Source organism: Salmonella sp. SJTUF14076, from assembly GCF_015534835.1.
Lineage (GTDB): Bacteria > Pseudomonadota > Gammaproteobacteria > Enterobacterales > Enterobacteriaceae > Salmonella > Salmonella enterica.
The window spans coordinates 563,576-583,235 of record NZ_CP064674.1 but is presented as its reverse complement, the minus strand read 5'-3'; the positions used below and the strand labels follow the sequence as shown (position 1 = coordinate 583,235).

The 19,660-nt window shown below is 52.8% G+C and carries 16 protein-coding genes and 2 tRNA genes; 2 read left to right on the top strand and 16 right to left on the bottom strand.

Annotation, left to right across the window (positions count from 1 at the left end; all coding sequences use genetic code 11):
- Positions 1 to 63: 63 nt before the first annotated feature.
- From nlpI to HU143_RS02735, 9 genes are all read right to left on the bottom strand, one after another.
- The gene (nlpI, locus tag HU143_RS02775) at positions 64 to 948 is read right to left on the bottom strand and encodes a lipoprotein NlpI (protein WP_000802069.1); all 885 of its coding nucleotides are present in this window, start codon (positions 946 to 948) and stop codon (positions 64 to 66) included.
- A 109-nt stretch (positions 949 to 1,057) separates the two neighbouring features.
- Entirely contained in the window at positions 1,058 to 3,193 is a 2,136-nt protein-coding gene (gene pnp / locus HU143_RS02770; protein WP_001670767.1) for a polyribonucleotide nucleotidyltransferase, read from the bottom strand.
- Positions 3,194 to 3,434: 241 nt separating this feature from the next.
- The gene (gene rpsO / locus HU143_RS02765; protein ID WP_000059465.1) at positions 3,435 to 3,704 is read right to left on the bottom strand and encodes a 30S ribosomal protein S15; all 270 of its coding nucleotides are present in this window, start codon (positions 3,702 to 3,704) and stop codon (positions 3,435 to 3,437) included.
- 150 nt (positions 3,705 to 3,854) lie between these two features.
- The gene (gene truB, locus HU143_RS02760; protein ID WP_001727032.1) at positions 3,855 to 4,799 is read right to left on the bottom strand and encodes a tRNA pseudouridine(55) synthase TruB; all 945 of its coding nucleotides are present in this window, start codon (positions 4,797 to 4,799) and stop codon (positions 3,855 to 3,857) included.
- Positions 4,799 to 5,200, bottom strand: coding sequence for a 30S ribosome-binding factor RbfA (rbfA, locus tag HU143_RS02755; RefSeq protein ID WP_001040200.1), 402 nt, complete (start codon positions 5,198 to 5,200; stop codon positions 4,799 to 4,801). The genes truB and rbfA overlap by 1 nt, the downstream gene beginning before the upstream one ends.
- A gap of 221 nt (positions 5,201 to 5,421) precedes the next feature.
- Positions 5,422 to 8,100 carry a translation initiation factor IF-2 gene (gene infB / locus HU143_RS02750; protein WP_000133064.1) on the bottom strand — a complete coding sequence of 893 codons (2,679 nt, stop codon included), beginning with the start codon at positions 8,098 to 8,100 and terminating at the stop codon, positions 5,422 to 5,424.
- 24 nt (positions 8,101 to 8,124) lie between these two features.
- Entirely contained in the window at positions 8,125 to 9,627 is a 1,503-nt protein-coding gene (gene nusA / locus HU143_RS02745) for a transcription termination factor NusA (RefSeq protein ID WP_001031038.1), read from the bottom strand.
- A gap of 27 nt (positions 9,628 to 9,654) precedes the next feature.
- A complete protein-coding gene (gene rimP / locus HU143_RS02740; protein WP_000105461.1) occupies positions 9,655 to 10,107 on the bottom strand; it encodes a ribosome maturation factor RimP in 453 nt (150 codons plus the stop codon).
- Positions 10,108 to 10,314: 207 nt separating this feature from the next.
- Positions 10,315 to 10,391, bottom strand: a tRNA-Met gene (locus tag HU143_RS02735).
- 343 nt (positions 10,392 to 10,734) lie between these two features.
- On the opposite strand from HU143_RS02735, the gene argG reads away from it, so the two are divergent.
- The gene (gene argG / locus HU143_RS02730) at positions 10,735 to 12,078 is read left to right on the top strand and encodes an argininosuccinate synthase (RefSeq protein WP_000207657.1); all 1,344 of its coding nucleotides are present in this window, start codon (positions 10,735 to 10,737) and stop codon (positions 12,076 to 12,078) included.
- An 85-nt stretch (positions 12,079 to 12,163) separates the two neighbouring features.
- Here the strand turns inward: argG and HU143_RS02725 are convergent, their stop codons facing one another.
- The 7 genes from HU143_RS02725 to rlmE form a co-directional block, all read right to left on the bottom strand.
- A complete protein-coding gene (locus tag HU143_RS02725) occupies positions 12,164 to 13,228 on the bottom strand; it encodes a YwqG family protein (RefSeq protein ID WP_023226589.1) in 1,065 nt (354 codons plus the stop codon).
- Positions 13,229 to 13,563: 335 nt separating this feature from the next.
- A tRNA-Leu gene (locus HU143_RS02720) sits at positions 13,564 to 13,650 on the bottom strand.
- Between the two features lie 13 nt (positions 13,651 to 13,663).
- On the bottom strand, positions 13,664 to 13,996 hold the full coding sequence (gene secG / locus HU143_RS02715; RefSeq protein WP_000272680.1) for a preprotein translocase subunit SecG: 333 nt from the start codon (positions 13,994 to 13,996) through the stop codon (positions 13,664 to 13,666).
- Between the two features lie 222 nt (positions 13,997 to 14,218).
- Positions 14,219 to 15,556 carry a phosphoglucosamine mutase gene (gene glmM, locus HU143_RS02710; protein WP_000071169.1) on the bottom strand — a complete coding sequence of 446 codons (1,338 nt, stop codon included), beginning with the start codon at positions 15,554 to 15,556 and terminating at the stop codon, positions 14,219 to 14,221.
- Complete coding sequence (gene folP / locus HU143_RS02705; protein ID WP_000764711.1) at positions 15,549 to 16,397, bottom strand: dihydropteroate synthase; 849 nt, start codon at positions 16,395 to 16,397, stop codon at positions 15,549 to 15,551. Before folP ends, glmM begins: the two co-directional genes overlap by 8 nt.
- A gap of 104 nt (positions 16,398 to 16,501) precedes the next feature.
- Positions 16,502 to 18,436, bottom strand: a complete 1,935-nt coding sequence (ftsH, locus tag HU143_RS02700) for an ATP-dependent zinc metalloprotease FtsH (RefSeq protein WP_001107481.1) — start codon at positions 18,434 to 18,436, stop codon at positions 16,502 to 16,504.
- A 103-nt stretch (positions 18,437 to 18,539) separates the two neighbouring features.
- A complete protein-coding gene (gene rlmE, locus HU143_RS02695) occupies positions 18,540 to 19,166 on the bottom strand; it encodes a 23S rRNA (uridine(2552)-2'-O)-methyltransferase RlmE (protein WP_000145974.1) in 627 nt (208 codons plus the stop codon).
- Positions 19,167 to 19,292: 126 nt separating this feature from the next.
- On the opposite strand from rlmE, the gene yhbY reads away from it, so the two are divergent.
- Positions 19,293 to 19,586: a ribosome assembly RNA-binding protein YhbY gene (gene yhbY, locus HU143_RS02690; RefSeq protein WP_001592995.1), complete on the top strand. Its 294-nt coding sequence runs from the start codon at positions 19,293 to 19,295 to the stop codon at positions 19,584 to 19,586.
- The last annotated feature ends 74 nt before the right edge of the window (positions 19,587 to 19,660 follow it).

Genomic DNA, 19,660 nt, shown 5'->3' with positions numbered 1-19,660 from the left:
ACAACGCCCTCACCCGCGAAGGTGATGGCAATCAAAAAGATTACGGGCTGATATGTTCGTCAGCTATTGCTGGTCCGATTCTGCCAGGTCATCTTGGTCCTGGCCCAGGAGCGATAATTCCAACAATGCGTATCGGTGCTCAACAAAGTTATGAACGTTGTTGGCCACCGCCAGTTTGAACAGAGCCGTGGCGCTGTCCAAATCCCCCAGACTTAGGTAATACTTACCTAAATAGAAGTTGGTTTCACTGAGATGCTCAGCGAGCGAGGTGTTATCCGTTGCGTCCGCCTTGAGCCTTTCCATCAGCGTTGCTTCGCTAATGTCGCCCAGGTAGAACTCGACAATGTTCCATCCCCATTGCTCTTTATCCGATTTTTCGAAGCGTGCTTTTAACGCTTCTTTCGCCTGCTTCTCATTAAGCTTCTGCTCAACAAGATACAGCCACAGGCTGCGGTAAGGATCATTGGGATCGTCTTGATAAAACGCCAGCAGATCATCTTGCGCTAACTTATCACGGCCGCCGTAATACAATGCGATACCGCGGTTTAAGTGCGCGTAGTTGTAAGTTGGATCAAGCTCTAGTACAGAATCAAACGCTTCATAGGCAGCATCAAAATTGCCTGCCTGCGTTAAATAAATGCCTAAGTAATTGAATACTTCAGGCATATCCGGTCTGATTGCCAGCGCTTGTGAAAAATCATTTCGCGCTAATGCCCTCAAACCAAGACTATCATACAACACTCCGCGCTCATATAAAAGCTGTGCGCGTTCGTCATCGGTTAAAGCCCGACTGGCAAGAATCTGTTCCATACGCGCCAGAATCACTTCCTGCTGTAAAGTCGGTTGCAATGGTACTGCGAGGACTTCACTTTTACGCCAGGCGGAATTACTGCATCCTGCAAGCGTAAGTGCTGTCGCAACGAAACACCAGCGCAAAAAAGGCTTCATTTCCCACTCCCGAAGACAACGATTGAATGAACGTCCTGTTCCCCGGTGGCTCAACAAGGCGTCCAGCCAGGTCTAAAGCCCTCCGCACTGCGGAGGGCAAAAGGCTACCTTACTCGGCCTGTTCGCTCGCCGGAGCTTCCGGCGCAGCCGCAGGTTGAGACTGCTCGGTTGCTTCTTTAATGCTCAGACGTACACGGCCCTGGCGGTCAACTTCCAGAACCTTAACCGGGACTTCCTGACCCATCTGCAGATAGTCGGTCACTTTCTCTACACGCTTATCCGCGATTTGAGAGATGTGAACCAGACCTTCTTTACCGCCGCCGATGGCAACAAACGCGCCAAAGTCAACGATACGGGTCACTTTACCATTGTAGATACGGCCGACTTCGATCTCTGCGGTGATCTCTTCGATACGACGGATAGCATATTTCGCTTTCTCGCCGTCGGTCGCCGCGATCTTCACAGTACCGTCATCTTCAATTTCGATGGTGGTGCCGGTCTCTTCAGTCAGCGCGCGGATCACAGAACCGCCTTTACCGATCACGTCTTTGATCTTGTCCGTGCTGATCTTGATGGTATGGATACGCGGCGCAAATTCAGAGATATCGCCGCGCGGCGCGTTGATCGCCTGTTCCATCACGCCCAGGATGTGCAGACGCGCACCTTTAGCCTGGTTCAACGCAACCTGCATGATCTCTTTGGTGATACCTTCAATTTTGATATCCATCTGCAGCGCAGAGATACCGTCGCGGGAACCCGCCACTTTGAAGTCCATATCGCCCAGGTGATCTTCGTCGCCCAGAATGTCAGACAGTACAACGTAGTTGTCGCCTTCTTTCACCAGACCCATAGCGATACCTGCTACGGCGGCTTTAATTGGCACGCCAGCGTCCATCAGCGCCAGAGAAGCGCCGCACACGGAAGCCATAGAGGAAGAACCGTTGGATTCGGTGATTTCAGACACCACGCGAACGGTGTACGGGAATTTATCCATGTCCGGCATCACTGCCAGCACGCCGCGCTTCGCCAGACGACCGTGACCAATTTCACGACGCTTCGGAGAACCGACCATGCCGGTTTCGCCTACGGAGTACGGAGGGAAGTTGTAGTGGAACAGGAAGCTGTCAGTACGCTCGCCCATCAGTTCATCAAGCACCTGCGCGTCACGGGCAGTACCCAGAGTCGCGGTAACCAGCGCCTGCGTTTCACCACGGGTAAACAGAGCGGAACCGTGAGTACGCGGCAGTACGCCAGTGCGCACGTCCAGACCACGGATCATGTCTTTTTCACGGCCATCAATACGCGGCTCGCCTGCCAGTACGCGGCTACGTACCACGTTTTTCTCGATAGCGTGCAGGATTTCGCCCAGCTCGTTAGCATCCAGAGTTTCATCTTCTGCAATAAGCTGCTCGATGGTTTCGGATTTGATTACGTCAACCTGAGCATAGCGCTCTTGTTTATCGGTGATGCGGTACGCGTCGCTCAGACGAGATTCAGCAAGCGCAGCTACACGCGCGTTCAACGCGTCGTTGACGGCTTCCGGCTGCCAGTCCCAACGCGGTTTACCGGCTTCTTTCACCAGATCGTTGATCGCCTGGATAACAACCTGCTGCTGCTCGTGACCGAATACCACCGCGCCCAGCATAGTGTCTTCGCTCAGCAGTTCAGCTTCGGATTCCACCATCAGCACAGCCGCTTCGGTACCGGCAACCACCAGGTCCAGCTTGCTTTCTTTCAGCTCGTCCTGGGTCGGGTTCAGAACGTACTGGTCATTGATGTAACCTACGCGCGCCGCGCCGATTGGGCCGTTGAACGGAATGCCGGACAGCGACAGCGCAGCAGATGCGCCGATCATGGCAACGATGTCTGGGTTAACCTGCGGGTTAACGGAAACGACGGTCGCAATAACCTGCACTTCGTTAACGAAACCTTCCGGGAACAGAGGACGAACCGGGCGGTCAATCAGACGCGCGATCAGGGTTTCGCCTTCGCTTGGACGGCCTTCACGACGGAAGAAGCTGCCCGGGATACGACCAGCAGCGTAGGTACGCTCCTGATAGTTAACGGTCAGTGGGAAGAAGTCCTGGCCTGGCTTGGCTTTTTTCTGGCCGACAACGGTAACGAATACGGCGGTGTCATCCATGCTTACCATAACAGCGGCAGTGGCCTGACGCGCCATCATGCCAGTTTCCAGCGTAACGGTATGCTGACCGTACTGGAATTTACGAACGATCGGATTAAGCAAAATAATATCCTTTCCAATTTTTGACGGCACAATACGCGCCGTCGTTAATACCCGATCTTCTGCGCATCCTCGCGACTAATGACAACCCTAACCCTGATATGGGTAAAGCCTCTCATTAGCCGCGCGAACCTCTGCAACGGAAGATCATTCATAGCAACAATACATTAGTTTCCAGCGAATTGCTGCCATCTGCTGGAAAAAAGGGGCCATGAAGGCCCCCTCTTTCTGAAACTCGAAAGAATTAGCGACGCAGACCCAGACGCTCAATCAGCGCGGTGTAGCGTGCAACATCTTTACGTTTCAGGTAGTCGAGCAGTTTACGACGCTGAGAAACCATACGCAGCAGACCACGACGACTGTGGTGATCTTTTTTATGCTCTGCAAAGTGACCCTGCAGGTGGTTAATCTGTGCAGTCAACAGAGCAACCTGAACATCGGTAGAACCGGTGTCGTTTGCGTCACGACCGAACTCAGAAACGATTTTAGCTGTAGCTTCAGTACTTAGAGACATTTTAAAACTCCAAAGTATTTAAGAATGAGAGGACGCCGATCTCTAATTCAGCGATCCCAGTGTACGCCGCGTAAACTGTTAAATAATTTACGCGACGTTAAGCGGCGGTATTCTACTCGCAGCGCTCTCTTATCGCAAGACGAAGCGACATTACGCCGGGTACTCTACTACCAGCCGACGAGGCGCGACACGGCCTTCGTCGTCAATTTCGCCCATACCGATAAATTTATCGTCTTCACCTTCCGTCACACGAACCAGTCCCTTCAACGGCGCGCCCGTGGTACGAACCGGGTTGCCATTTTTGAAGTATACCGAAGATGTTAACGGCAGATTAACAACAGGATAGTCCGAAGCTGGACTGTCCATTGGCATCAATAATGGATCGAGCAACTGCGCCGCCGGAACGCCCTGCTGTTCCGCCTGTGCTACCAGCGTCTGCAAGTGCTCCAGCGTCACCATTCGCTCAATCGGATACTTGCTGACCGTCAGACGACGCAGGTACGTTACGTGCGCGCCACAGCCCAGTTTCTCACCTAAATCATCAATAATGGTACGAATATAGGTGCCTTTGGAGCAATGAACTTCCAGCTCCAGCTCGTTACCTTCATGGCGAATAAACAGCAGCTCATAGACGGTAATCGGGCGGGCTTCGCGCGGCACTTCGATACCCTGGCGGGCATATTCGTACAGCTTCTTGCCCTGATACTTCAGCGCCGAATACATCGAGGGAATCTGTTCGATATCCCCACGAAAGGTCTCCAGCGCGCTCGCAAGCTGCTCAGCGCTGAAAGTCACCGGACGCTCCTGCACGATTTGACCATCGGCGTCAGAGGTATCCGTGCGCTGCCCCAGACGGGCAATAACACGATAGCGTTTGTCAGAATCCAGCAGGTACTGCGAAAATTTTGTCGCTTCGCCGAGGCAAATCGGCAACATGCCGGTCGCCAGCGGGTCCAGCGCGCCGGTATGCCCGGCGCGGTTGGCATTGTAGATGCGCTTAACTTTCTGCAGCACGTCATTGCTGGACATACCCTGCGGCTTATCCAGCAGCAGAACGCCGTGAATGTCGCGGCCACGACGACGAGGACGACTCATCAGTCCTCCTTGCTGTCGTCCGGGTTCACACGACGTTCTTCGTCATGTTTCACCACGTTAGTCACCAGGTTGGACATACGCATCCCTTCCACCAGCGAGTTGTCGTAGAAGAAGGTCAGTTCCGGCACGATGCGCAGACGCATCGCTTTACCCAGCAAGCTGCGGATGAAACCAGACGCTTCCTGCAGGGCCTTAATGCCGTTTTTCACAGCCGCTTCGTCCTGATCGTTGAGGAACGTCACGAATACTTTGGCGTATGCCAGATCGCGGGACATTTCGACACCGGAGACGGTAGTCATCATGCCCAGGCGCGGGTCTTTAATTTCGCGCTGCAGGATGATTGCGATCTCTTTTTGCATCTCTTGCGCTACGCGCTGAGGGCGACCAAATTCTTTCGCCATAATAAATTCTCCAGAATAAAGACAAAAAAGGGGCCATAAGCCCCCTTTTTAAATTTCTTGCCGGGTGGCGCTTCGCTTACCCGGCCTACGCCTAATCATCTTCTAAGGATTTTGGATTGCAACAAGGCGGCAAGCTCGTAAATCCCCGGGAGCATAGATAACTATGTGACCGGGGTGAGCGAGCGCAGCCAACGCCGTTGCGGCCCAAAAGACGACGAAGATTAAGCGATAGTACGTTGGATCTCGATAATCTCGAATACTTCGATCATATCGCCAACGCGAACGTCGTTGTAGTTCTTCACGCCGATACCACATTCCATGCCGTTACGGACTTCGTTAACGTCATCTTTGAAGCGGCGCAGGGATTCCAGCTCGCCTTCATAGATAACCACGTTGTCGCGCAGTACGCGGATTGGGTTATGGCGTTTAATCGTACCTTCGGTAACCATACAGCCCGCGATCGCGCCGAATTTCGGCGATTTGAACACATCGCGCACTTCAGCAAGACCGATGATCTGCTGTTTCAGTTCCGGAGACAGCATACCGCTCATTGCCGCTTTCACTTCGTCAATCAGGTTATAGATGACGGAGTAGTAACGCAGATCCAGGCTTTCAGATTCGATCACTTTACGCGCAGAAGCATCAGCACGAACGTTGAAGCCCACCAGAATCGCGTTGGACGCCGCAGCCAGGGTCGCGTCGGTTTCGGTGATACCACCTACGCCAGAACCGATGATCTTCACTTTCACTTCGTCGGTAGACAGTTTCAGCAAAGAGTCGGAGATCGCTTCCACGGAACCCTGTACGTCAGCCTTCAGCACGATGTTCACTTCGTGAACTTCGCCTTCGGTCATGTTGGCGAACATGTTCTCGAGTTTAGATTTCTGCTGACGAGCCAGTTTAACTTCACGGAATTTACCCTGACGATACAGAGCCACTTCACGCGCTTTCTTCTCGTCACGAACGACGGTCACTTCGTCACCGGCAGCCGGAACGCCGGACAGGCCGAGGATTTCCACCGGAATGGACGGACCCGCTTCCAGCACTTCCTGACCCAGTTCGTTACGCATCGCACGCACGCGACCGTATTCGAAGCCACACAGCACGATATCGCCCTTATGCAACGTACCTTCACGAACCAGCACGGTAGCCACCGGACCACGACCTTTATCCAGGAAGGATTCGATCACCGCGCCGCTCGCCATACCTTTACGAACGGCTTTCAGTTCCAGAACTTCGGCCTGCAGCAGGATAGCATCAAGCAGTTCGTCAATACCGGTACCCGCTTTCGCAGACACGTGAACGAACTGGCTTTCACCGCCCCACTCTTCCGGCAGAATGCCGTACTGGGACAGTTCGTTCTTAACGCGATCCGGATCGGCTTCCGGCTTATCGATTTTGTTCACCGCAACCACGACCGGCACACCTGCCGCTTTCGCGTGCTGGATAGCTTCGATAGTCTGCGGCATCACGCCGTCGTCTGCCGCTACCACCAGAACCACGATATCCGTTGCCTGGGCGCCGCGAGCACGCATAGAAGTAAACGCGGCGTGGCCCGGGGTGTCCAGGAAGGTGATCATCCCGTTGTCAGTTTCAACGTGGTAGGCACCGATGTGCTGGGTAATGCCGCCCGCTTCGCCAGAGGCCACTTTCGTGGAACGAATGTAGTCCAGCAGAGAGGTTTTACCGTGGTCAACGTGGCCCATGATGGTCACAACCGGTGCGCGCGGTTCAGCCGCAGCGCCGGTATCACGGTCGCTCATTACCGCTTCTTCCAGTTCGTTTTCACGACGCAGGATAACTTTGTGGCCCATCTCTTCGGCAACCAGCTGTGCGGTTTCCTGGTCGATGACCTGGTTGATGGTGGCCATGGCGCCCAGCTTCATCATCGCTTTGATGACCTGAGAGCCTTTCACCGCCATCTTGTTCGCCAGTTCGCCAACGGTGATGGTTTCACCGATCACCACGTCACGGTTAACGGCCTGAGCGGGCTTCTGGAAGCCTTGCTGTAAAGAAGACCCTTTACGCTTGCCGCCTTTACCGCCGCGAACCGCAGCACGCGCTTCTTCGCGATCGGCTTTGGATTCGGCATGTTTGCCTTTTTTCGCCGGACGCGCTGCTTTTGCATTACGGCCACGACCACGACCGCCTTCTACTTCACGATCGTTTTCGTCTTCGGCCTGGCGAGCGTGCTGAGAAGTGGTGACATGATAGTCACTGGTGTCTTCTACTGGCTCAGGCGTTGCGGTCCATTTGTTTTCTTCCGCCATGCGGCGAGCTTCTTCTGCTACACGACGCGCTTCTTCTTCGAGTTTGCGACGTGCTTCTTCTTCCGCTTTACGCTTCAGCTCTGCAGCTTCATTCTCACGGCGGGCTTTTTCGGCCTGGGCGGTTTTGGTCATATCGTCAGTCTGTTGATTGCTCACTTTGTCTTTTTCCGCAGCTTCACGTTTCGCTTTTTCAGCGGCTTCACGCTTAGCTTGTTCTGCGGCCTCGCGTTCAGCTTTTTGTTGCGCCTCGCGTTTGGCCTGTTCTTCTGCCTCACGACGGGCTTGCTCTTCCGCTTCACGCTGCGCCTGCTCTTCCGCGGCCAGGCGTTCAGCCTCTTGCGGATCGCGTTTCACAAAGGTGCGCTTCTTGCGGACTTCGATTTGTACCGATTTACTTTTTCCACCGGTACCTGGAATATTCAGGGTGCTGCGCGTTTTACGCTGCAGCGTCAGTTTATCGGGACCAGAAACCGCTTCGCGGTTCAGGTGCGCCAGTAAAGTCTGTTTTTCTTGTGCGGACACAGAGTCGTCAGCAGATTTCCGGATACCTGCATCAGCAAACTGCTGTACCAGGCGATCCACGGAAACCTGTCTCTCTGCGGCCAGCGCTTTTAGGGTTACATCTGTCATGCTGTTCCTTCCTGCTACAGTTTATTACGCTTCGTCGCCGAACCAGCAAATATTACGGGCAGCCATAATCAGCTCACCGGCTTTTTCGTCGGTCAACCCTTCGATATCAGCCAGATCATCAATGCCCTGGTCGGCGAGATCTTCCAGCGTACAAACACCACGAGCCGCCAGTTTGAAAGCCATATCGCGATCTAATCCTTCCAGATTCAGCAGATCGTCAGCCGGTTTGTTATCACCGAGGCTTGCTTCCTGGTCCTGCGCCAGAGTGGCCAGTGCGTTTTTAGCACGCTCGCGCAGTGCTTCAACGGTCGGCTCATCAAGGCCGTCAATTTCCAGCAGTTCTTTCATTGGCACATAGGCCAGTTCCTCGAGCGTGGAGAAACCTTCTTCTACCAGAACGGTCGCGAACTCTTCATCAATATCAAGATATTTAGTAAAGATCTCGATAGCGGCATGTGCTTCAGCCTGATGTTTAGCCTGCAAGTCATCAACGGTCATTACGTTGAGTTCCCAGCCGCTCAATTGCGAAGCCAGGCGGACGTTCTGACCATTACGTCCGATCGCCTGCGCCAGATTACCGGCTTCAACGGCGATATCCATGGTATGTTTATCTTCGTCCACCACGATAGACGCGACGTCTGCCGGCGCCATCGCATTAATGACGAACTGCGCCGGGTTATCATCCCACAGCACGATATCGATACGCTCACCGCCCAGTTCGGTAGAGACCGCCTGAACGCGCGCGCCGCGCATCCCCACGCAAGCGCCGACCGGATCGATACGTTTATCGTTGGTTTTCACTGCGATTTTCGCACGAGAACCCGGATCGCGAGCCGCCGCTTTAATTTCAATCACTTCTTCGCCGATTTCCGGCACTTCGATGCGGAACAGTTCGATCAGCATTTCCGGCTTGGAACGGGTGACGAACAGCTGTGCGCCACGCGCTTCTGGACGTACAGCGTACAGAACACCGCGGATGCGGTCGCCCGGACGGAAGTTTTCACGCGGCAGCATATCTTCACGCAGAATCACCGCTTCAGCGTTACCGGCCATCCCTTCGGATTTAATTTCCAGAGAGATATTGTCGCGGTTCACTTTCTTCACCACGCCAGTGACGATTTCGCCTTCCTGGTCGCGGAACTGATCGACAACCATCGCGCGTTCAGCTTCACGGACCTTCTGTACGATAACCTGTTTCGCAGTCTGCGTGGTGATACGGTCAAAGGTGACAGATTCAATCTGATCTTCAACATAGTCGCCGACATTCAGGCTTTCGTCTTCAAAACGCGCCGCTTCCAGCGTAATTTCCTTCGTCGGCATGGTCACTTCTTCAACGATCAACCAACGGCGGAAAGTATCAAAATCACCGCTTTTACGATCGATTTCTACACGAACATCGATCTCCTGCTCATATTTTTTCTTTGTTGCTGTCGCCAGCGCACTTTCCAGCGCTTCAAAAATTTTTTCGCGTGGCAGCGCTTTTTCGTTGGAGACGGCTTCAACAACAGCCAAAATTTCTTTGTTCATCGCGGGCTTTTCACCTCATCCAGACTGTTAAAAGTGGGGAACCAGGTTCGCCTTCTGGATATTACTCAGCGCGAACACTTCATCTTTGCCTTCGACTGTGACGGTAATCATTTCACCGTCCACCGCTTTGATAATGCCCTGCCACTTGCGACGGTTCTGTACCGCCATGCGAAGAACCAGCGCGACTTCTTCACCCTGGAAACGCGCATAATGATCGGCAGTGAACATAGGACGGTCGAGACCCGGTGACGAGACTTCAAGGTTGTAAGCCACGGAGATAGGATCTTCAACGTCCAGCACCGCGCTTACCTGGTGGCTCACATCAGCACAATCATCAACATTGATGCCATCTTCACTATCAATATAGATGCGCAGTGTGGATGTGCGACCGCGAATAAATTCGATGCCGACCAGCTCGTAGCCTAAGGCTTCAACTGGCGCTGTAATCATCTCTGTTAATTTTTGCTCTAATGTGGACAAGCCCACCCCCAAGACATAAAAAAAGGGCCTAAAGCCCAGTTATTCTGTAGTCAGATAACAAAAAACCCCGATAAATCGGGGCTTTAGATAACTGAACCCTATAACCGCAACGGCGGTCTGGTGTACCTTCCGAAAGAATTTTTTTCAAATCCAGCTACGAAGGACATAATCTTCACAGTATATTTGAAAAAGAACTCTAAGGGAAAGTGGTTGCGGGGGCCGGATTTGAACCGACGACCTTCGGGTTATGAGCCCGACGAGCTACCAGGCTGCTCCACCCCGCGCCTGAAACGTGGCAAATTCTACTCGTTTTGGGCAAAATTTGCAAATACTGCTGGGATTTGGTACCGAGGACGGGACGTAAAATCTGCGCACAGTATAGTGACCAGGCATGAGTTATGTCAACCCTATTCCCAATATGCAGATGAATGAATATCACTCTTCGTTATACTCATCCCACCTCTCCGGCTTATACATGCATTTCACAACGTTATTTCAGTAAACCTTCACTAAACGCTTCCTGTCTCTGCTAAAAGATGATTAAATGAAAACTCATTTATTTTGCATAAAAATGCACTAAAGCAGAAACCGATCTCATTATCAGTCAATCAAGCAGGGTTCTATTCTATGACGACGATTCTTAAGCATCTTCCAGCAGGTCAACGTATTGGTATCGCTTTTTCCGGCGGTCTGGACACCAGCGCCGCGCTGCTGTGGATGCGACAAAAAGGAGCTGTCCCATATGCTTATACTGCGAATCTGGGACAACCGGATGAGGATGACTATGACGCCATTCCTCGTCGCGCAATGGAGTATGGCGCAGAGAATGCTCGCCTGATTGATTGCCGCAAGCAGTTGGTTGCAGAAGGGATCGCAGCGATTCAGTGCGGCGCTTTCCATAATACGACTGGCGGACTGACCTATTTCAATACCACGCCGCTGGGCCGTGCCGTGACCGGCACGATGCTGGTCGCCGCGATGAAAGAAGACGGCGTGAATATCTGGGGCGACGGCAGTACCTATAAAGGCAACGATATTGAACGTTTCTATCGTTACGGCCTGCTGACGAATGCTGAATTACAGATTTACAAACCGTGGCTGGATACCGACTTTATCGATGAGCTGGGTGGTCGCCATGAGATGTCTGAATTTATGATTGCCTGCGGTTTCGACTATAAGATGTCAGTCGAAAAAGCCTACTCCACCGACTCCAACATGCTCGGCGCCACGCATGAAGCGAAAGATCTGGAGTTTCTTAACTCCAGCGTCAAGATCGTCAACCCGATTATGGGCGTGAAGTTCTGGGACGAGAGCGTGAAGATCCCGGCAGAAGTTGTGACCGTCCGCTTCGAGCAGGGTCACCCTGTTGCCCTGAACGGTAAAACCTTCAGCGATGATGTTGAGATGATGCTGGAAGCGAACCGCATCGGCGGCCGTCACGGCCTGGGTATGAGCGACCAAATTGAAAACCGCATCATTGAAGCAAAAAGCCGCGGTATTTATGAAGCCCCCGGAATGGCGCTGCTGCACATCGCTTACGAGCGTCTGTTGACCGGTATTCACAACGAAGACACCATTGAACAGTATCATTCTCATGGTCGTCAGTTGGGCAAACTGCTGTATCAGGGCCGCTGGTTCGACTCGCAGGCGCTGATGCTGCGTGACGGCCTGCAACGTTGGGTCGCCAGCCAGATTACCGGAGAGGTCACACTCGAGTTGCGTCGCGGCAACGACTACTCCATCCTGAACACCGTGTCAGACAACCTGACCTATAAGCCAGAACGTTTGACCATGGAAAAAGGTGATTCCGTGTTCTCACCGGACGATCGTATTGGCCAGCTGACCATGCGTAATCTGGACATTACCGATACCCGCGAGAAACTGTTCGGCTACGCGAAAGCCGGTCTGTTAACCGCCTCTTCCGCGACCGGTCTGCCGCAGGTTGAGAATCTGGAAAACAAAGGCAAATAAGCCCGCGTCGTTGATGCAACAGGCCGCGAAAGCGGCCTTTTTTGTGAATATCACCCCAGGTTGATGCAAATGGCTGATTTGCCGGTTAATCTAACTGGACAACATTTCGCACCCTGTCAAAGCATTGTGCAGCCATGTCTTTTTCAGTCATCATTATATAGTCAATGCCCCCGCCAAAATCCGGCCCAGCGACAGCCAGTAATGCTGTTGTAGAATGAATTTCTTCATCCCAGCTAAAAAGCTGTCGCCACCTTGTATCATTTTGATTCAGTTCATCTTCCACACTACGTTGGAGAGGAATTGTCCACCCTCCCAGAAGATCGCCGGAATAGCAGGCATCAACTCGATACGGGTTTTCCTGTTCGTAATCACTTAACGCGTCATACCATGATTCATACGCTTTCTGCTGCGTAACGCTTAACCCCTCGCAGACTGACGAAACACTGATAACGGAAAGAGGTTCCAGGCACTCAACCTGTGTACACAATTGCCATGGTTCACGAAATTCAATCTTATTGTAAAAAGCCAGCAAGTCATCTGGCACAGCTAGCGTGCTTAATGTATCTACCTCAACATCGTGCCAGAAAACAAAGGGCTGCCGATCTTCCCAGGTAACATCGACAAAGAAGCTCAATAACCCCCGCCTGGGAAGCAGTGGATCAAACCCCGGGAGTAACGCCAGGTCACTCAAGTTTAGTTGGGCAACGAAAGCAAGCGGAAAATCAACCAACTGATTCTCTATGCGGATGTCAATTTCGGTTAATAACCGCTGCTGCACTAACCGATACTTTTCCTCGTCAAAATCTTCCGCTGGCTGCCCAAGCAGCTTACGCCCTTCATTGAGCAGCTCATAACTCATTTTCATTTCATGAACAAACCTGGCATTTCGCGTTTTTTCAGCTTTCAGCTTTAGTACGCGAGATGTGGCATTAACCGATTTTTTTCGTATAGGCCAGCTTTGTCCTAATGGCCAGTCGGGTAGACCGCCCAACCGCGATGCCCCCACCTTTACTGTTTCCATATCCCGCAGACAACGTTTAAATGCAATAGCAGCACGTGCCTGTTGCACGACTTTCTCCTGAATAGCAGAGCTCAAATTGGATGTGCGCAATTCAGCAATCAATCCAGCACGATCGAAAAATAAACTCATTAATCTCTTCCTTAGATATTCGGCTCAGTGCAAAGGAAGATTAGATAAAACTACTTGAGCAAAAGATATGGAGGGGGATAACAGATACAAGCATTTCAGATTATAGCTGAGCAACTACTGGCTTCAATGAACGAAGATGATCTCGTAATCGGTGGAGTGAACCTGACGCAGGGAGATCACCAGAGAGGACATACATGAGTATGTATGTAGGGCTATCTCAACGTATTGACGGGGCCATGCCAGGGACGCGTGTAAGCGTGCTTCAACCTCCTCTCTGAGAGCAGTTTCAACAGACGAAAAAAAAGACGCTTTTCAGCGTCTTTTTTCTGGAATATTGGTACCGAGGACGGGACTTGAACCCGTAAGCCCTATTGGGCACTACCACCTCAAGGTAGCGTGTCTACCAATTCCACCACCTCGGCACGGATACTGCTATTAGCGCGGGATATCGCTGGTCGGCTGGGCCGGTGCAGCAGGTTGAGTCTGCTCGGTCTTCGCCGGCGCGCTCAGATTTTCCCACTCGCTTCCTTTATTGGTTTTGTTGCTATTGATATTACCCAACACCAGACTGATGATGAAGAACAGCGTCGCCAATACCGCCGTCATTCGGGTCATGAAGTTACCAGAACCACTTGAACCAAATAGCGTAGCGGAAGCGCCTGCTCCGAAGGAGGCTCCCATATCAGCGCCTTTACCTTGCTGCAGCATGATCAGACCTACAAGGCCAATTGCCACAATAAGGAAAACAACTAAAAGAGCTTCGTACATAATCAACCTGTTCCTTGCGGAGTTGCCGCGTACCAATGCTTCTACCAATAAAGCGGGATTTTTACTGTTTCCCACTGAAGCGGGTGTGAATACTAACCAAAGCGAATGACCTTCGCAAGGGCAATTTAAGCGCATTGTATCAACTGCGGAAAAAAACAGCAAAAGCGTTGTTTTTTGCGGGCAGTAAGGCGGCAACCGCCGCCTTTTTAGTCACTTAAACGCTTAAACGGCTTTTACCGCATCCGCGATACGATGGGCGAATGCCGTAACCTGCGCTTCATCCTCGCCTTCCACCATCACGCGAATCAGCGGTTCGGTACCGGATTTACGTAGCAATACCCGCCCACGATTGCCGAGCGTGGCTTCTACGTCCGCCGTTACCGCTTTCACCGCTTCATTTTCCAGCGGATCGCCGCTACCAGCGGTGTAACGCACGTTAACCAGAATCTGCGGGAACATTTTCATACCGCTGCACAGATCGTGCAGACTCATATGATTACGCACCATCGCCGCCAGAACTTGTAGCCCCGCCACAATACCGTCGCCAGTGGTCGTTTTATCCAACAGAATAACGTGACCAGAGTTTTCCGCGCCGATGCGCCAGCCTTTTTCCTGCAATTTTTCCAGCACGTAGCGGTCGCCCACTTTCGCCCGGGCAAACGGAATGCCAAGCTGCTTGAGCGCCAGCTCCAGCCCCATATTGCTCATCAGCGTCCCCACCGCGCCGCCGCGCAGTTGCCCCTGGCGCAGCCCTTCGCGCGCGATGATATACATGATCTGATCGCCATCGACTTTATTGCCTTCATGGTCAACCATGATGACCCGGTCGCCGTCGCCGTCAAGCGCGATGCCGAGGTCCGCCTTCTCCGCCAACACGCGCGCCTGCAACGCGCGCACGTCGGTCGCGCCCACTTCTTCATTAATGTTGACGCCGTTTGGCTCACAGCCGATGGCGATCACGGTCGCGCCCAGCTCGCGCAGCACATTCGGCGCGATATGGTAGGTAGCGCCGTTGGCGCAATCCACAACCACTTTCAGGCCGTTGAGGCTCAGTTCGTTCGGGAAGGTGCCTTTACAGAACTCAATATAGCGTCCGGCGGCGTCGACGATGCGGCTGGCTTTCCCCAGCTCGGCGGAGTCTACGCAGGTGATCTCTTTTTCCATTTCGGCTTCGATGGCTTCTTCCACATCGTCAGGCAGTTTCGTACCGTCGATAGAGAAGAATTTAATGCCGTTATCATAGAACGGGTTATGGGAAGCCGAGATAACGATACCCGCCTCCGCGCGGAAAGTCCGCGTCAGATAGGCGACGGCTGGCGTTGGCATAGGTCCGGTAAACGAGGCCGACAGCCCCGCAGCGGCAAGGCCTGCCTCCAGCGCGGATTCCAGCATATAGCCGGAAATACGCGTATCTTTACCGATAATGATTTTACGCGAACCATGACGCGCCAGCACTTTTCCGGCAGCCCAACCCAGTTTAAGCACGAAATCAGGTGTAATGGGGGCATTGCCTACACGTCCGCGAATCCCATCGGTACCGAAATATTTACGATTACTCATAGCGTTTGTTTCCCTTTGCAGACAGAGTGGCTTCCACCACCCGCATCGCCTCTACGGTTTCTTTGACGTCATGGACGCGAATGATCTGCGCGCCCTGCATCGCGGCAATTACCGCGCACGCAAGGCTGCCGTTCAGACGGTCTGATGGTCCCACGTTAAGTAACTGACCAACCATCGTTTTACGTGACATGCCCACCAGCAGCGGCAGGTTAAAATGATGAAACTCACCCAGTCGCGCCAGTAAGGTATAATTGTGAGAGAGATTTTTACCGAAACCGAATCCGGGGTCGAGCAACAATTTCTCTTTTGCGATGCCGGCCTTCTCACAACGTGCTATTTGCTCAATAAAGTAGCGATTCACCTCGGCAAAGACATCGTCATATTTCGGCGCCTCCTGCATGGTTTTGGGGTTGCCCTGCATGTGCATAAGACTGACCGGCAAGCCGGTTTCCGCTGCCGCTTCCAACGCGCCGGGCTCGGAGAGCGAACGGACATCATTGATAATATGCGCGCCCGCCCTTGCCGCTTCACGGATCACCTCGGGTTTAGAGGTATCCACAGAAATCCACACTTCAAAACGTTGCGCGATTGCTTCCAGTACCGGAATAACGCGATCCAGCTCTTCTTCCACGCTCACTTCTGCCGCGCCTGGTCGCGTTGATTCCCCCCCCACATCAATAATTGTCGCCCCGGCATTCACCATTAAATTCGCATGTTTCACCGCCTCAATCAGCGTGTTATGCGCGCCGCCGTCGGAGAACGAATCCGGCGTTACGTTCAGGATCCCCATAACATGCGGATGAGTGAGATCGAGCGTGGCGCCCTGAGCGAAGAGTTTCATGGTCAAAATCCCTGTTTTATTTATGGTGAGTTAAAAAAAGAAAAACCCCGGGGCAAGCCCCAGGGTTTCGGTGAGCGCTAAACATAATGTTGTACAACAAACGCTTATTTGTCGCCCAGCTGCTCTGACATCGTGTTGCCCGGGTTCGGCGTGCGTGGTTCATCAACCGGACGCGGCGCCTGAGGCGTACCATTGCTGTCAGAGTTATTGGTGCCGTTTGGATCTTCCCAGCCCGCAGGCGGACGCACTTCACGACGCGCCATCAGGTCATCAATCTGCGGCGCATCGATGGTTTCATATTTCATCAGCGCATCTTTCATCGCGTGCAGAATATCCATATTGTCAGTCAGGATCTGACGAGCGCGATTGTAGTTACGTTCAATCAGCGCTTTCACTTCCTGGTCGATGATACGCGCAGTTTCATCAGACATATGTTTCGCTTTTGCGACGCTACGGCCGAGGAACACTTCGCCCTCTTCTTCCGCGTACAACAACGGACCGAGTTTCTCCGAGAAGCCCCACTGGGTGACCATGTTACGCGCCAGGTTAGTCGCGACTTTAATGTCGTTCGACGCGCCGGTGGAAACATGCTCAACGCCGTAGATAATCTCTTCCGCCAGACGGCCGCCGTACAGCGTGCTGATTTGGCTTTCCAGCTTCTGACGGCTGGCGCTGATCGCGTCGCCTTCAGGCAGGAAGAAGGTCACGCCCAGCGCACGACCGCGCGGGATAATCGTCACTTTGTGCACCGGATCGTGTTCCGGCACAAGGCGACCGATAATCGCGTGGCCCGCTTCGTGGTACGCGGTCGACTCTTTCTGCGCTTCCGTCATCACCATGGAGCGACGTTCGGCGCCCATCATGATTTTGTCTTTCGCTTTCTCGAACTCAACCATCGACACAACGCGCTTGTTACCACGAGCCGCAAACAGCGCCGCTTCGTTCACCAGGTTCGCGAGGTCAGCACCGGAGAAGCCCGGCGTACCGCGCGCAATGATCGCCGCATCAATATCCGTCGCTAACGGTACGCGACGCATATGCACCTTCAGAATCTGCTCACGACCGCGAACATCCGGCAGGCCTACCACCACCTGACGGTCAAAACGACCTGGACGCAGCAGCGCCGGGTCCAGAACGTCCGGACGGTTGGTTGCCGCGATAACGATGATACCTTCGTTACCTTCGAAGCCGTCCATCTCAACCAGCATCTGGTTCAACGTCTGCTCACGTTCATCGTGACCGCCGCCCAGACCTGCGCCACGCTGGCGACCTACGGCGTCGATTTCATCGATGAAGATAATGCACGGTGCCGCTTTCTTGGCTTGTTCGAACATGTCACGCACACGAGACGCGCCGACACCGACGAACATTTCCACAAAGTCAGAACCGGAAATCGTAAAGAATGGCACCTTCGCTTCACCCGCAATGGCTTTTGCCAGCAGGGTTTTACCGGTACCCGGCGGGCCGACCATCAGGACGCCTTTCGGAATTTTACCGCCCAGCTTCTGGAAACGGCTCGGTTCACGCAGGTATTCGACCAGTTCCGCCACTTCTTCTTTCGCTTCGTCACAACCCGCAACGTCAGCAAACGTGGTTTTGATCTGATCTTCCGTCAGCATACGCGCCTTGCTCTTACCGAACGACATGGCGCCTTTGCCACCGCCGCCCTGCATCTGACGCATGAAGAAGATCCAGACGCCGATCAGCAACAGCATCGGGAACCAGGAAATGAAGATAGAAGCCAGCAGGCTTGGCTCTTCAGGTGGTTCGCCAACAACCTTGACGTTTTTAGTCAGCAGGTTATCAAGCAGCTTCGGATCATTAATCGGAATGTAAGTCGTGTAACGGTTACTATCTTTCTTGGTAACGTTGATCTCACGTCCGTTGATACGCGCTTCGCGAACCTGGTCCTGATTGACCTCTTGCAGGAAGGTAGAGTAATCCACCTTACGGCCATTAGACTCGCTGGGCCCAAAGCTCTGGAATACTGACATCAGCACAACGGCAATGACCAGCCAGAGTATTAGGTTTTTCGCCATGTCACTCAAGGGATTAACCTCTTATTACAACTGTGTTAAAAACAGCGTCAGGATACTCTATATCCAGTTTCTTTCAAACCTTACGTCTGAAATCTGCCGGTTATCACTTTCGCCCGGTCGCTACAATGTACACTTCACGCGAACGCGCACGCGAAGAGTCCGGCTTACGAACTTTAACCTTCGTAAACAGGGAGCGAATTTCCCTTAGATACTCATCGAAACCTTCGCCCTGGAACACCTTCACTACAAAACTTCCGCCTGGCGCCAGCACATCGCGGCACATCTCTAACGCCAGCTCCACCAGATACATGGCGCGGGGGATATCCACCGCCGGTGTTCCGCTCATGTTTGGTGCCATATCCGACATGACAACTTGTACTTTACTGTCACCCACGCGTTCCAGTAACGCTTTCATGACAAGTTCATCACGAAAATCGCCCTGAAGAAAGTCCACACCAACGATAGGATCCATAGGTAAAAGATCACAAGCGATGATGCGGCCTTTGCCGCCAATCTGCGTGACCACATACTGTGACCAGCCTCCTGGCGCAGCGCCGAGATCAACTACCGTCATTCCCGGCTTAAAAAGTTTGTCACTTTGCTGTATTTCATCAAGTTTAAACCAGGCACGGGAGCGTAGCCCCTTTTTCTGCGCCTGTTGAACATATTTATCGCTAAAGTGTTCCTGAAGCCAGCGGCTTGAGCTGGCAGAACGCTTTTTACCTGTCATTTAACTTTCCCGTCGGGGCAGTTCATCGTAGCCAATGGCGTAAATTTCTACACGCCTATTTGGCGATATAAGGGAGATGGCGGTAGAATGACCCGTTTTCAATCCCAACGTAAGCAAAAATATACGATGAATCTGAGTACTAAACAAAAACAGCACCTAAAAGGTCTGGCACATCCGCTCAAGCCTGTTGTTATGCTTGGCAATAATGGTTTGACCGAAGGGGTACTGGCCGAGATTGAACAAGCGTTAGAGCACCATGAACTTATCAAGGTGAAAATCGCCTCGGAAGATCGCGAAACAAAAACCTTGATCGTGGACGCTATCGTGCGCGAAACCGGCGCCTGTAACGTACAGGTCATCGGTAAAACGCTGGTGCTGTATCGCCCAACTAAAGAGCGTAAAATCTCGCTGCCGCGTTAAGGATATCCTAAAGTCGAACACAAAATCTGTGTAAAACGAGGGGTTTTCCACGAGCAGGAGAGCAAAATGCCACG